The organism is Streptomyces sp. NPDC020845, assembly GCF_044334165.1.
Classification (GTDB): domain Bacteria; phylum Actinomycetota; class Actinomycetes; order Streptomycetales; family Streptomycetaceae; genus Streptomyces.
In genome coordinates, this window is the sequence record NZ_JBIRSJ010000001.1 from 50,488 (window position 1) to 63,060 (window position 12,573).

A 12,573-nucleotide genomic window follows, 5' to 3' on the forward strand; every position below is an offset into this window, starting at 1 on the left:
GCGAGCGCACCGCCCCTACCCGGCCGCGACGCCCGGCGAGTGAGCCGAAGGGGCGCGCCGCTGTCGAAAGGGAGAGCGCGCGCAGGCCGCGAGGTACGAGCGGCCGAGCACGGTCGACCGTCGACAGGGGCTGTAGCGCCCCCGGGGGGCACCTCCCAGCGGTAGCTGGGGGAGAACCGAGCCTTAAAAGGAGGAGAGGCACACGATGAATCCGGCTCCCGCGCCCGAGGTGCTTTCCGCCCCTCTGGTCGTCGAGTTCCCCTTCACCCGCTCCCTCGGCCCCGTCCAGAGCGCCTTCCTGACCGGGCTGCGGGAGCGCGCCGTGCTCGGCGTACGGACTGCGGACGGCCGGGTGCTCGTGCCCCCCGTCGAGTACGACCCGGTCACCGCCGAGGAGATCCGCGACCTCGTCGAGGTGGGCACCATGGGCACCGTCACCACCTGGGCCTGGAACCCCGCCCCGCGCCGAGGACAGCCCCTCACCACCCCCTTCGCCTGGGTGCTGGTACGGCTCGACGGCGCCGACACCGCCCTGCTCCACGCCCTCGACGCACCCGGCCCGGACGCCGTGCGCACCGGTATGCGGGTGCGGATCCGATGGGCCGAGGAGCGGGTCGGCGCCATCACCGACATCGCCTGCTTCGAACCGTACGAGAGCGAACCGTACGAGAGCGAACCGTACGAGAGCGAACCGTACGAGGGTGAGCCCGCCCCGCAAGCCGCCGCGCACAGCGGCGAGTTCGCCGATCCCGTGCAGGGCATCGTGGCGCCCGCCCGCCTGGACTATGTGTACTCGCCCGGCCGCGCCCCCTCCCGCTACATCGCCGCCCTCGCCGACCAGCGGACCGTGGGGGAGCGCTGCCCGACCTGCCGCAAGGTGTATGTCCCGCCCCGTGGCGCCTGCCCCACCTGCGGCGTCGCCACCGCCGAACAGGTCGAGGTCGGCCCGCGCGGCACCGTCACCACCTTCTGCATCGTCAACATCAAGGCCAAGAACCTCGATATCGAGGTGCCGTACGTCTACGCGCACATCGCCCTGGACGGTGCTGACCTCGCCCTCCACGGCCGTATCGGCGGCATCCCCTACGACCAGGTGCGGATGGGCCTGCGCGTCGAGCCGGTGTGGACCGAGGACGGGCGCTACCCCGACCACTACCGCCCCACCGGGGAACCCGACGCGGACTACGACACATACAAGGAGCTGCTGTGAACCCGAGGCGCGTCGCCATCGTGGCCTTCGCGCAGACCCGCCACCGGCGCCGGTCCGCGGAGCTCTCCGAGGTCGAGATGTTGATGCCGGTCCTGCACGAAGTGCTCGGCGCGGTCGGTCTGCGCACCGGCGAGATCGACTTCACCTGCTCCGGCTCCTCCGACTATCTGGCCGGCCGCGCCTTCTCGTTCACCATGGCGCTCGACGGCGTCGGCGCCTGGCCGCCGATCTCCGAGTCGCATGTGGAGATGGACGGTGCCTGGGCGCTGTACGAGGCGTGGGTCAAGCTGCTGGCCGGGGAGGCCGAGACCGCGCTCGTCTACTCCTACGGCAAGTCGTCGCCGGGAGAGCTGCGCGACGTCCTCACCCGACAACTCGACCCCTACTACCTCGCCCCGCTGTGGCCGGACCCGGTGTCCCTGGCGGCCCTCCAGGCCCAGGCGCTCATCGACGAGGGAGCCACCGACGAGCGCGCCCTCGCCGGGGTCGCCGCGCGCAGCCGCGGCGCCGCGGAACACAATCCGCACGCCCAACTGGCCGGCTCCGCCGCCCCGGACGCGCTGCTCGAGGACCCCTACCTGGTGCGCCCGCTGCGCCGCCACGACTGCCCGCCCATCGGCGACGGCGCGGCCGCCGTCGTCCTCGCCGCCGGCGACACCGCGCGCCGCCTGTGCCCCCGCCCCGCGTGGATCCACGGTATGGACCACCGCATCGAGGCACACGCACTGGGCGTACGGGACCTCACCCGCTCCCCCTCGACCCGGCTCGCCGCGCACAACGCCGGTCTGTTCGACGACGCTGCCGCGCCGGTCGACACCGCCGAGCTGCACGCGCCGTTCACCTCGCAGGAGGTGATCCTCCGCCGCGAGCTGGGGCTGGGCGAGGACGTACGCGTCAATCCGTCCGGCGGCGCGCTCGCCGCCAACCCCATGATGGCCGCCGGGCTGATCCGCCTCGGCGAGGCCGCGGCCCGTATCCACCGCGGCGAGTCCGACCGGGCCGTCGCACACGCCACCTCCGGGCCGTGTCTGCAGCACAACCTCGTGGCGGTCCTGGAAGGAGAACGGGACGGTCAATCGGAAGGGGACCAGACATGAGCGCGCGCATGAGCAAGGAGCCCATCGCCGTCGTCGGGGTCGGTCAGACCAAGCACACCGCCGCCCGCCGGGATGTGTCGATCGCCGGGCTGGTCCGCGAGGCCGCCGTACGCGCCCTCGAAGACGCCCAGCTGACCTGGGCGGACATCGACGCTGTCGTCATCGGCAAGGCGCCCGACTTCTTCGAGGGCGTGATGATGCCCGAGCTCTACCTCGCCGACGCGCTCGGCGCGGTCGGCAAGCCCATGCTGCGGGTGCACACCGCGGGCTCGGTCGGCGGCTCCACCGCGCTGGTCGCCGCGAACCTGGTGGCCGCCCGCGTCCACCGCACCGTCCTCACCCTCGCCTTTGAGAAGCAGTCGGAGTCCAACGCCATGTGGGGGCTCTCCCTGCCCATCCCCTTCCAGCAGCCGCTGCTGGCCGGGGCGGGCGGCTTCTTCGCCCCCCACGTCCGGGCCTATATGCGGCGGACCGGCGCCCCGCCCGCCATCGGCTCGCTCGTCGCGTACAAGGACCGCCGCAACGCCCTGCGCAACCCCTACGCCCACCTCCACGAGCAGGATCTGACCCTGGAGAAGGTGCAGTCCTCCCCGATGCTGTGGGACCCCATCCGCTACTCGGAGACCTGCCCGTCCTCCGACGGCGCCTGCGCCATGGTGCTCACCGACCGGGTAGGCGCGGCCCGTGCGCCCGCCCCGCCCGCCTGGGTGCACGGCGGCGCCATGCGCAGCGAGCCGACGCTGTTCGCGGGCAAGGACTTCGTCTCGCCGCGAGCCGGCAAGGACTGCGCGGCCGATGTCTACCGGCAGGCCGGGATCACCGATCCGCGCCGCGAGATCGACGCGGTGGAGATGTATGTGCCGTTCAGCTGGTACGAGCCGATGTGGCTGGAGAATCTGGGCTTCGCCGCCGAGGGCGAGGGCTGGAAGCTCACCGAGTCGGGCGTGACTGAGATCGACGGCGATCTGCCGGTCAACCCGTCGGGCGGAGTGCTGTCCACCAACCCCATCGGCGCCTCGGGGATGATCCGCTTCGCCGAGGCCGCGCTCCAGGTGCGCGGGCAGGCGGGGGAGCACCAGGTGGAGGGCGCGCGCAAGGCGCTCGGGCACGCCTATGGCGGAGGCTCGCAGTTCTTCTCGATGTGGCTGGTGGCGGCCGAACCCCCGGTCGGCTGACCGGGTCCCGGGCCCAGGCTGACCGGGGGCTCGGGCCGCCCCCGCCCGATGTCTGCCGCCGTCCCGACGTACGCCCGCGTGTGCGGTGCCGTCCTTCTTTCGCGGCCTGTGCGGCGCCGGTTGCGATCGCTAGGGTGGGGCGGGGACGACGATCCGGGAGGAGCCAACCACGTGGCCGACACCACCACCGAACAACCCCTGGCAGGCAGCGCCGAGAAGCCCGACCTCGATCTCACCACCGCCCAGTGGAGGTCGAGCAGTCAGGGCCTGGGCGATGTGGAGATCGCCTTCGTCGAGGGCTATATCGTCATGCGCCACGGCCGCCGGCCGCAGGACCCCGCCCTGATCTTCTCCCCCGCCGAGTGGCGCGCCTTCGTCATCGGCGCGCGCGACGGCGAGTTCGACCTGACCTGAGCTGATGTGACCTGCGCCGGGGCCGATTCGGGCCAAGGCGTTACGGGCCGAGGCGTTACGGGGCGAGCCGCCCGAGCACTTCGGGCAGCTCGCCCTCGTACACGACCGTCAGCCGCCGCGTCACCCGCGTGATCGCCACATACAGATCGTGCCCGCCCTTGGGGGACTGGGACCAGATCCCGGCCGGGTCCGCGACCACCGCGCGGTCGAACTCCAGCCCCTTGGCCTGCGCCGCGGTCAGCAGCACCAGCGGGGAGTCCAGCGCGTCGGGCCGGTCCCCGCGGACGGCGCCGGGCAGCGCCCGCGCCAGCGCGTCCACCGCCCGGTCGGCGGCCACCACCGCGAGCCGGCCGCCGCCCTGTTCGGCCAGGTCCGCCAGATCGGCCTCGACGGCCCGCACCACCTCGCCCGCCAGCCGGCCCCGTGGGGCCCGTACGGCCACCGGCGGCCGTCCTTCCCGGCGTACCGACTCGGGGACCGACAGCTCGGGCGCCACCTCGGCAAGTACCTCCGCGGCCAGGTCCATCACCTCCGCCGGGGTGCGGTAGTTGACCGTCAGCCGCTCCTCGCGCCACCCGCCCCGGGTGTACGGGTCGAGCATCTGCCCCCAGGAGGCCGCCCCGGCCGGGCTGCCGGTCTGGGCCACATCGCCGACCACCGTCATCGACCGGGTGGGCACCCGCCGCATCACCATCCGCCAGGCCATCGCGGACAACTCCTGCGCCTCGTCCACGATCACATGGCCGTAGGCCCAGGAGCGGTCGGCGGCGGCGCGCTGGGCGGTGCTGCGCACCGGCCCGGTGTCCAGATGGCGGGCGGCGAGGGCGGCCGCGTCCACCGGGGCGGGCCCGTCGTCCTCGCCCTCGCCCAGGCCGACGATCTGCAGCACCTCCCGCGCGTACCGCTCCTCCTCCCGCCGTTCCTCCGCCGCCGCCCGGACCCTGGCCCGCTCGGCCGAGTCGTCGGTGCCCAGCAGCTCCGCGGCCTCGTCCAGCAGCGGGACGTCGCCCACCGTCCACGGCGCGTCCGGCGCGCGCAGCAGCGCGGCCCGCTCGTCGTCGGTCAGCAGCGGCGCGGCCGAGCGCAGCCGGTCGGGGTCCGAAAGCAGCTCCGCGACCAGCCGCCGCGGGGTGAGCGGCGGCCACAGCGCGTCGACCGCCGCGCGGACCGGCGGCTGCGCCCACAGCTCGGCCGGGCCGTGGCGCAACTCCTCCTCGTCCAGCGGCCGTCCGTGTTGCCGCGCCCGCTCCTGTACGAGGGCGTCGAGCAGATCGAGTACGAAGCGCTTACGGGCCACATTGTGCGGCGCGTGCAGCGCCTGTGCGCGCTCGCGGGCGCGGGCGCACGCCCGCCGGGACAGCCGCAGCGGCAGCGCCCCGTCCTCCAGCGGGATGTCGACCGGGCCCGCGGGCGGCAGCTGCCGGTCCCGTACGGCGGCGGAGATCACCTCCACCATCCGCAGATCGCCTTTGACGACCGCAGCCCGCGCCCCGTCCTCGGCGGTCGCGGACACCCCGGGGAACAGCCCGCCCAGCGGGGTGAGCACCACGTCGGACTCGCCGAGGGAGGGCAGCACCTGGCCGATGTAGTGCAGAAAGGCCGCGCCGGGGCCGATGACCAGCACGCCGCGGCGGGCCAGGGTGTCGCGATAGGTGTAGAGCAGATACGCGGCCCGGTGCAGGGCGGCCACGGTCTTTCCGGTGCCCGGCCCGCCCTGGACGACGAGCACCCCCTGGAGCCCCGACCGGATCACCCGGTCCTGCTCGGTCTGGATGGTGGCCACCACGTCCGTCATCCGGCCGGTACGGCCCCGCCGCAGCGCGGCCAGCAGCGCGGCCTCGCCGACCAGGCCGCGCCGCTCGGACTCGGCCATGCCGTCGAGGTCGAACACCTCGTCGTCGACGCCGGTCACCCTCCGGCCCCGGGTGTGCAGATGGCGGCGGCGTACCAGGGTGCCGGGGGCGGTGGGGGAGGCGGCGTAGAAGGGGCGGGCGGCCGGCGCCCGCCAGTCGATCAGCAGCGGCTCGTGCGCGTCGTCGCGCAGTCCGATCCGGCCGATGTAGTGGCTGGCGCCGCCCGCGTGGTCCGCGTGGTCGATCCGGCCGAAGCACAGGCCGCCCTCGACCCCGTTGAACCGGGCGATGCTCCCGGCGTGTTCATCGGCGCGCACCTCGCGCTCGACGAGCGCCTGGCGCGTCCCGCCGTGCGCGCCGTCGCGCAGCACCGTGCTCAGGGCCTGCTCTTCCCGCTCGCGCAGGGCGTCGAGCCGTTCGTACAGGGCGGTCACATGGTTCTGCTCGGTGCGCAGGGCCTCGGCGAGGGCGGTGGAGGGCTCAGAGGAGGCTACGTGGGCTGTCGGGGCGGCTTGACGGGCTTTCATAGCGCTGATACACTCCCGTTTTAGCGGCTTCTGTGTTGTGAAGTTCGCTGGTCAAGTCAAGAAGCGTATCAGCTTCCGCGCCCGGACACCCCTCAGGTGAGCACGGCGCAGCCCCTTTCCCTGAGCGCCTGCAGTGGCCGCAGCTCGTCTCCTCGCTCCTCGAATCCGTTCCAGCGCAGATCGAGCTTTTCCAGGGACGGCAGGTCCGCGATCCAGTCCGGAATCCCGCGCAGCCGGTTGCTCCGCAGATCGAGATGGCGCAGCAGCGGCAGCCCGCGCAGCGGCTCGGGCACCGACTCCAGGGCGTTGTCCCGCAGTTCGAGGTGGCGCAGCTGGGTGAGCGCGGAGAAGGCGGCGGGCAGGGAGTCGATGCGATTGCCGCGCAGCCACAGCTCCCGCAGCCGGCCGAGCCGCCCGATGGACTCGGGCAGCCCGGCCAGCTCGTTGTGTTGCGCGCGCAGCTCGACCAGACCCGCGATGTCGCCGGTCTCCGGCGGGAGTTCGCCGATCCGGTTCTCGCCGACGTTGAGATACGCCAGCTCGTCCAGTTGGCCGAGCTCGGGCGGCAGTCGGGTCATACGGTTGTCGTGCAGATACAGATACCGGGTCAGGCCCCGCAGCTCGCCGAGCTCGCCGGGTGCTTCGGCGAGTTGGTTGTGGCCCAGGTCGAGCGTGTGCAGCCGCTGGAGGCGGCAGATGGCCGGGGAGAGGCGGGTGAGCCCGTTGTCCGCGAGGATCAGCACCCGCAGACCGGTGCGCTCCCATACGTCCTCGGGTACCTCGCCGAGGCCCGCCTTCCAGAGGTTGAGTACATCCGTCATGAGGGCGGACTCTATGGGCTGCCCGGACATGGCCTGGGCCGTGTCCGCAAACTCGCGTCGGATCAACGTGCAGTGTCTGGTACGGCAGGGGGCACCTGTCAGCGGTAGTTGGGGAGCATCACAAGGCGGAGGGTCGTCCTCTCGGGGCCGTCGGTCGAAGGGTGGGGGAGCAGTTGCCACATGTTGCGCATGATCTCCTCCGTGTGCGCGTCGGATCCGCGCAGGTGAACACCTTGTGCGAGCACTTCGTCACCAAAACCACATGTGCATACAAGAGAAGAGACAATGTCCGCCCGTTCCGATCGATCCATATTCGGACATAAGTCAACCAGTACGGTGATCGGCGCTTCTCAGCGCGGCAGTCTGGCGAGGGCGTTCGGGAGCGCTCGCGTCGTATGGAACGATGCCCTGCGCGTCCGGCGTGAGGCCTACGCCAAGGGCCTGCCGCGCCTGACGGCGGCCGAGCTGTCGAAGCGGGTCATCACCGAGGCGAAGAAGACCCCGGAGCGGGCCTGGCTCGGCGAGGTGTCAGCCGTGGTGCTCCAGCAGTCCCTGCGCGACCTGGAGGCCGCGTACAGCAACTTCTTCGCTTCGAAAAACGGCGCCCGCAAGGGGCCGACGATGGGCCCGCCGATGAAGAAGCGCGAGTTGCCCTGCGAACCCTCCAGCGTGACGATCGTCAAGGACTCGTCCGACAGGTATTTTGCCGGCTTTGTGGTTGAGGTGGAGGACAAGCCCTGGCCCGAGCTGGATTTGGAAGAGACGGACACGGGGATCGACCTGGGCCTGTGCTCCTACGCTGTGCTGCGCGGCCGGAAGATCTCCTCTCCGAAGTTCTTCCGACGCCAGGAACGCAAACTCAGGCGGGCCCATCGGGCCCTGTCCCGCAAGCAGAAGGGATCGAACAACCGGCGCAAGGCCAAGCGGGCCGTCGCCAGGATCCATGCCCGCATCGCCGACCGGCGGCGCGACCCGCGTCCACGTGGGTGAGGACGTCAATTCGTCAAGGACCATCCCCGGCAGGAGTGGTGCAAGCCGTCCTGCGGCAACCGCGCCCGCGTCGCCCGCCACCACCGCCGCCACCGGACGGAGTCCTGACCCGCCTGGAGTGATCCCGCCCGGAGTGATCCAGCCCGGAGTGATCCAGCCTGGAGTGATCCTGCCTGGAGCCGAAACGATCCGGCCGTCAGGGCGCCGGTGTCGCATACGCGGCGAGGCCCGCCCACGGCCGCTGCCGCCCGCTGCTCACCGCCGCTATGCCGCGCTCGTCGTACCGGGCCGTCCGATACGACCACGCGAGATTGCCCCGCATCACATGCCGCATGCCGTCCACATAGTGCGCGACGTGCCGCAGAGTGTCCGCCCCGGCCCCGGCGAGGAGCGTGGGCAGCCGCGCGGCGGTCTCCTCGAACCACTGGTAGCGGGCGTCGGCGAGGCGCGCGATGTGCTCCACGGCCTTCTCCAGGGTGCAGCCCGTGAGTTCCCGCTGGACGATCACGCTGTTGTGGACGTCCCCGGCGGCCAGTTCCTTGGCCAGGGACACGATGTCATTGGTGAAGACCACCACATCGTCGGTGGCCTCCCGCATCCGCTCGAGGGGGAAGCCGCCGTGCACCGCCTCCGGCAGGGCGTATCCGCCGAACCGCTCGTTGAGATCCAGACACGGCTGCACGCCGATCGAGTGGCGGCGCAGGTCCACCACCGCCTCCACCGAGCGCGGGCGGCTCCCAGTGCGGCCCAGCGCCTCGCGGTGGTAGGAGTGCAGATACTCCATCCAGTGGTGGCGGAAACGTTCCCGCCACACCCGCGGCCTGCCCTGGTGGATGCGGTGCCACAGATCGCGGAAGCTCTCGACGAGAGGGCCGCCGGGAACGTCCCCGGCGGCCCTCCCAGTCGGCTCCTCCGCCTCTTGCGTCACCTGGACGAGGGCGTCGAGCAGCCGTAACACCTCCTGCGGCCGGCATCCCAGCTCCCCGTCGAACTGGTCGTCGAAGACGAAGTACCACCCGCACAGATCATTGCCCAAGGCCAGGTCGGCGTCCGTCTCGCCCGGGTAGAAGTACGCCGCCAGCAGATCGAAGCGCAGCGCGTCGTACTCCGCCACCGACGCATCCCCCTGGAAGACGCCGTACCGCGACAGCCACTCAATGGTGTGCCGCCGCGCGGCCTCGGCGTCCGGGCTGATCAGATCGGCCGGCGGGAAGCCGAAAAGCGCCGCCGACCGGGTCGCCAGTGGTGGTGAACCTGCCTTGTCCATGGTCCGTATCCGCCCCCTCAGGACATACGGGACCGCGCCGGAGCCAGGGACCGGCCCTCTTTGCGCCATGGTCCTCGCCGCATCCGGACATGGTGGCGTGGCCGCCGTTCCCTTCGATAGGGCGCCTGTCGAATTGGCGTGTGCCAATGGCAATGCCGTCAGAAAATTCCCCGCATACCGCGCTACGGAGCGTCCCGATCGGGCTACGCTCAGCTGTACCTGCCGAATGGGGTACGAGCGTGGCGGAGAACATGACACGACAGGGCCGGGGGCGCCGGACGTTGCTGGAGCGGGAGCCCGAACTCAGCGCGGTGGACCACGCGTTGACCGAGCTGTGCGGGGAGTCGGCCGACGATCCGGCCGGGCCGCGCGCCGGCGGGGTGATCGCGTTCGCGGGGCCGGGCGGCGCCGGTAAGACCGCGCTGCTCGGCGAGGTCAGGCGGCGGGCCGCCGCCCGTGGCTGCACGGTGCTCTCGGCGCGCGCCGGGGAGCAGGAGCAGGGCGTCGCCTTCCATGTCGTACGCCAGCTCTTCCAGCCCGTACTCGCGGCGACTGGCGAGGAGACCCACCGCAGGATCCTCGGCGGCTGGTATGACATCGTCGCGCCAGCCGTCGGCCTGGTGGTCTCGGCCGAAGGCGGCTCGCCCGACCCGCACGGGGTGCGCGACGGCCTGGACTGGCTGGTGACCCGCTTCGCCGTCCAGCAGGCCCCAGTCGTCATGATCCTGGACGACGCCCACTGGGCCGACGCCGAATCCCTCGACTGGCTCACCCGGTTCGCGCCCCGTGCCGTGGATCTGCCCATGCTGCTCGCGGTCGGCTACCGCCCCGACGAGCTGTCCGCCGACGCGGTGGCGCTGCGCGGGCTCACCGAGCGCCAGGGCTCGCGGCCTCGGCTGCTGGCGCCGCTCACCCCGGGCGCGGTCGGCCGGATGGTGCGCGAGGTGCTGGGCGCGGGGGCGGACGACTCGTTCTGCCGCGAGTGCTGGGCGGTCACCGGCGGCAACCCCTTCGAGGTCGTCGAGCTCACCGCCAAGGTCCGCGAGCGCGATCTGAAACCGCAGTCGGACAACCTCGCCCATCTGCGCGAGCTGGTCTCCACGGCCAAGGAGAGCGGCCTGACCGACCGGCTGAGCCGGCTCGGCACCTCCGCCGTCCGGCTCGCCTGGGCCGTCGCGGTCCTCGGCAGCGAAGCCACCCCGGCCCTGGCCGCGGAAGTCTCGGGCCTGTCCACCATCGAGACCGCCGAGCTGGCGCTGCGGCTGGCCGACGCCCGTATCTTCACCCCGCCGCGCCCATCGCCCGAGAAGCGGCCCCTGGAATTCCTCCACCCGCTGATCGCCACCGCCGTCTACCGCGCGATCCCGGGCGCCCTGCGCGTGGCCATGCACGGCAGCGCCGCCGCCACGGTCCTGTCCGCGGGCCGCGGCTCGGGGGCAGCCGGCCGGCATCTGCTGGAGCTGCACCCCGAGGCCGACCCCTGGGTGGTGCGCCATCTGCGCGCGGCGGCCCGGGAGTATCTGCGAGCCGGCGCGCCCGACACCGCCCGCCGCTGCCTCGCCCGGGCACTGCGCGAACCGCCCTCGCTCCAGGAGCGGCCCGCCGTGCTCTACGAACTGGGCTGCGCCGCCCAGCTCAGCGAGCCCGCCGTCACCGTCAACCATCTGCGGGCCGCCCTGGAGGAGCCAGCGCTCGGCCCGGAGCTGCGCGAGTCGATCACCTACCGGCTGGCCCAGGCGTACGGCCACAGCGGCCGTATGGAGGAGGCCGCGCAGCTCGTGGCCGCCGAGGCCGGGCGGGCCGGCAGCGCCCGTACCCGGCTGCGGATGCAGGCCGAACAGATCATGTGGAACATGTTCCGCGCCGACGGCCAGGACTCGCCCGCCCGCTCTCGCCGACTGGCCCGGTTGGTGGACCGGCTCTCCGGCCGCGGGATGGCCGAGCGCTATCTGCGGGGCCTGCGCGCCTTCGACGCGATGACCCGCGGCGAACCGGCCGCCATCGCCCTGCGCCACGCCGACGAGGCCCTGGGCGACGGCCTGAGCTGGACCGATGAGGAATGGGGCTTCGAGGTGCCCATCCTGGTCGCCCTGACCTTCCTCCACTGCGACCAGCCGGGGCGCGCCGAGGAGCTGTTCGCGAACGGTGTCGCGGAGTGCGAGCGGAAGGGCTGGCGCGGCGCGCATCTGGCGTTCGGCCTGACCCTCCTCGGATACGTCCGCTACCGCCGCGGGGCGCTCGCCGAAGCCGAAGAGCTCGCCCGCGAGGGGCTGCGGATCGCCGACCTGGTCGGACCGGAGACGCCCGCCCACTGGACCGCCGTCGGCACGCTGATCCAGACCCTGCTCAGCCGCGGCCGGGTCGAGGAGGCCCAGGAGTTCGCCGCCGAGCACTCCTGCGGCGGAAACACCCTCCAGGCACTTCAGGCACTCCTGTGCCCGGACGCGCCGACCGTGCGCGGCGAGCTGCTGCTGGCCCGCAATATGCACAGCGAGGCCCGGCAGCGGCTCACCCAGGTCGGCCGGCGGATGGACCGGCGCGGTATGCGCAACCCCGCCTGGTGTCCCTGGCAGCTGCATCTGGCCCAGTCCCTGGCGCTCACCGAGCCACGGCAGGCCGCCGAAGTGGCCCGGGACGCGGTGCGCCGCGCCCGCCAGTTCGGCGCCCACTCCATGATCGGCCGCGCCCTGCACACCGCCGGGCTCGTGACCCAGGGGCCGGAACGGCTCAGGCTGCTGGCCGAGGCCGTCGACCACCTCGAACGCTCGCCGTCCGCCTACGACCTGGCCGTCGCCCTGGTCGACCACGGCACCGCCCTGCGCCGGATCGGACTGCCGCAGGAGGCCGGAGAGCGGCTCTACCGCGGGCTGGAAGGCGCGGTGCAGTGCGGGGCCGACGCGCTCGCGGTACGGGCCCGCGACGAGCTGTCCGCCACCGGACTGCGCCCGCTGCAGCTGCGCGCCGACCACGGCTCCCCGCTCACCTCCCAGGAGCAGGCCGCCGCCGAGCGGGCCGCCCTCGGCTGGGGCGACGACCGGATCGGTGACGAGCTGGGCCTGGAGGAGCGCGAGGTGGCGCAGGTGCTCTCCGGCGTGTACCGCAAGGTGGGCACCGACCGCACCGGGCTGGCCAAGGTCCTGGGCGCCCCGGCCGGTGTCACCATCGGCGCCCGTGTCCCGCGGCCGGTGTCCGGGCGCTGACCCGGGGCGGATTCCGGCG

8 protein-coding genes and 2 pseudogenes are annotated in these 12,573 nt (G+C 72.7%); 7 read left to right on the forward strand and 3 right to left on the reverse strand.

All coding sequences use genetic code 11. The annotated features are described in order from the left end of the window. Window positions 1-205: 205 nt before the first annotated feature. The 4 genes from ACH4U7_RS00185 to ACH4U7_RS00200 all read left to right on the forward strand — a co-directional run bounded on the left by ACH4U7_RS00185 (window position 206) and on the right by ACH4U7_RS00200 (window position 3,896). On the forward strand, window positions 206-1,210 hold the full coding sequence (locus ACH4U7_RS00185) for a Zn-ribbon domain-containing OB-fold protein (RefSeq protein ID WP_398525779.1): 1,005 nt from the start codon (window positions 206-208) through the stop codon (window positions 1,208-1,210). Next, a complete protein-coding gene (locus tag ACH4U7_RS00190; protein ID WP_398525780.1) occupies window positions 1,207-2,307 on the forward strand; it encodes a thiolase domain-containing protein in 1,101 nt (366 codons plus the stop codon). Before ACH4U7_RS00185 ends, ACH4U7_RS00190 begins: the two co-directional genes overlap by 4 nt. A gap of 8 nt (window positions 2,308-2,315) precedes the next feature. Further along, the gene (locus ACH4U7_RS00195) at window positions 2,316-3,482 is read left to right on the forward strand and encodes a thiolase domain-containing protein (RefSeq protein ID WP_398526418.1); all 1,167 of its coding nucleotides are present in this window, start codon (window positions 2,316-2,318) and stop codon (window positions 3,480-3,482) included. A gap of 171 nt (window positions 3,483-3,653) precedes the next feature. Further along, window positions 3,654-3,896, forward strand: a complete 243-nt coding sequence (locus ACH4U7_RS00200; protein WP_398525781.1) for a DUF397 domain-containing protein — start codon at window positions 3,654-3,656, stop codon at window positions 3,894-3,896. 55 nt (window positions 3,897-3,951) lie between these two features. On the opposite strand, the gene ACH4U7_RS00205 is transcribed toward ACH4U7_RS00200, so the two are convergent. Both ACH4U7_RS00205 and ACH4U7_RS00210 read right to left on the reverse strand, forming a co-directional pair. Continuing rightward, entirely contained in the window at window positions 3,952-6,276 is a 2,325-nt protein-coding gene (locus ACH4U7_RS00205) for a HelD family protein (protein WP_398525782.1), read from the reverse strand. A gap of 92 nt (window positions 6,277-6,368) precedes the next feature. After that, the gene (locus tag ACH4U7_RS00210; RefSeq protein WP_398525783.1) at window positions 6,369-7,097 is read right to left on the reverse strand and encodes a leucine-rich repeat domain-containing protein; all 729 of its coding nucleotides are present in this window, start codon (window positions 7,095-7,097) and stop codon (window positions 6,369-6,371) included. A gap of 285 nt (window positions 7,098-7,382) precedes the next feature. Here ACH4U7_RS00210 and ACH4U7_RS00215 point away from each other — a divergent pair. After that, window positions 7,383-8,069 (forward strand): annotated as a pseudogene (locus tag ACH4U7_RS00215) (RNA-guided endonuclease InsQ/TnpB family protein); the annotation flags it as partial. 21 nt (window positions 8,070-8,090) lie between these two features. Then, window positions 8,091-8,195: pseudogene (locus ACH4U7_RS00220) on the forward strand (CGNR zinc finger domain-containing protein); the annotation flags it as partial. A gap of 88 nt (window positions 8,196-8,283) precedes the next feature. On the opposite strand, the gene ACH4U7_RS00225 reads toward ACH4U7_RS00220, so the two are convergent. After that, window positions 8,284-9,354 (reverse strand): isoafricanol synthase, encoded by a 1,071-nt coding sequence (locus ACH4U7_RS00225; protein ID WP_398525784.1) that lies wholly within the window; start codon window positions 9,352-9,354, stop codon window positions 8,284-8,286. A 251-nt stretch (window positions 9,355-9,605) separates the two neighbouring features. On the opposite strand from ACH4U7_RS00225, the gene ACH4U7_RS00230 reads away from it, so the two are divergent. Then, a complete protein-coding gene (locus tag ACH4U7_RS00230; RefSeq protein ID WP_398526419.1) occupies window positions 9,606-12,554 on the forward strand; it encodes an ATP-binding protein in 2,949 nt (982 codons plus the stop codon). The last annotated feature ends 19 nt before the right edge of the window (window positions 12,555-12,573 follow it).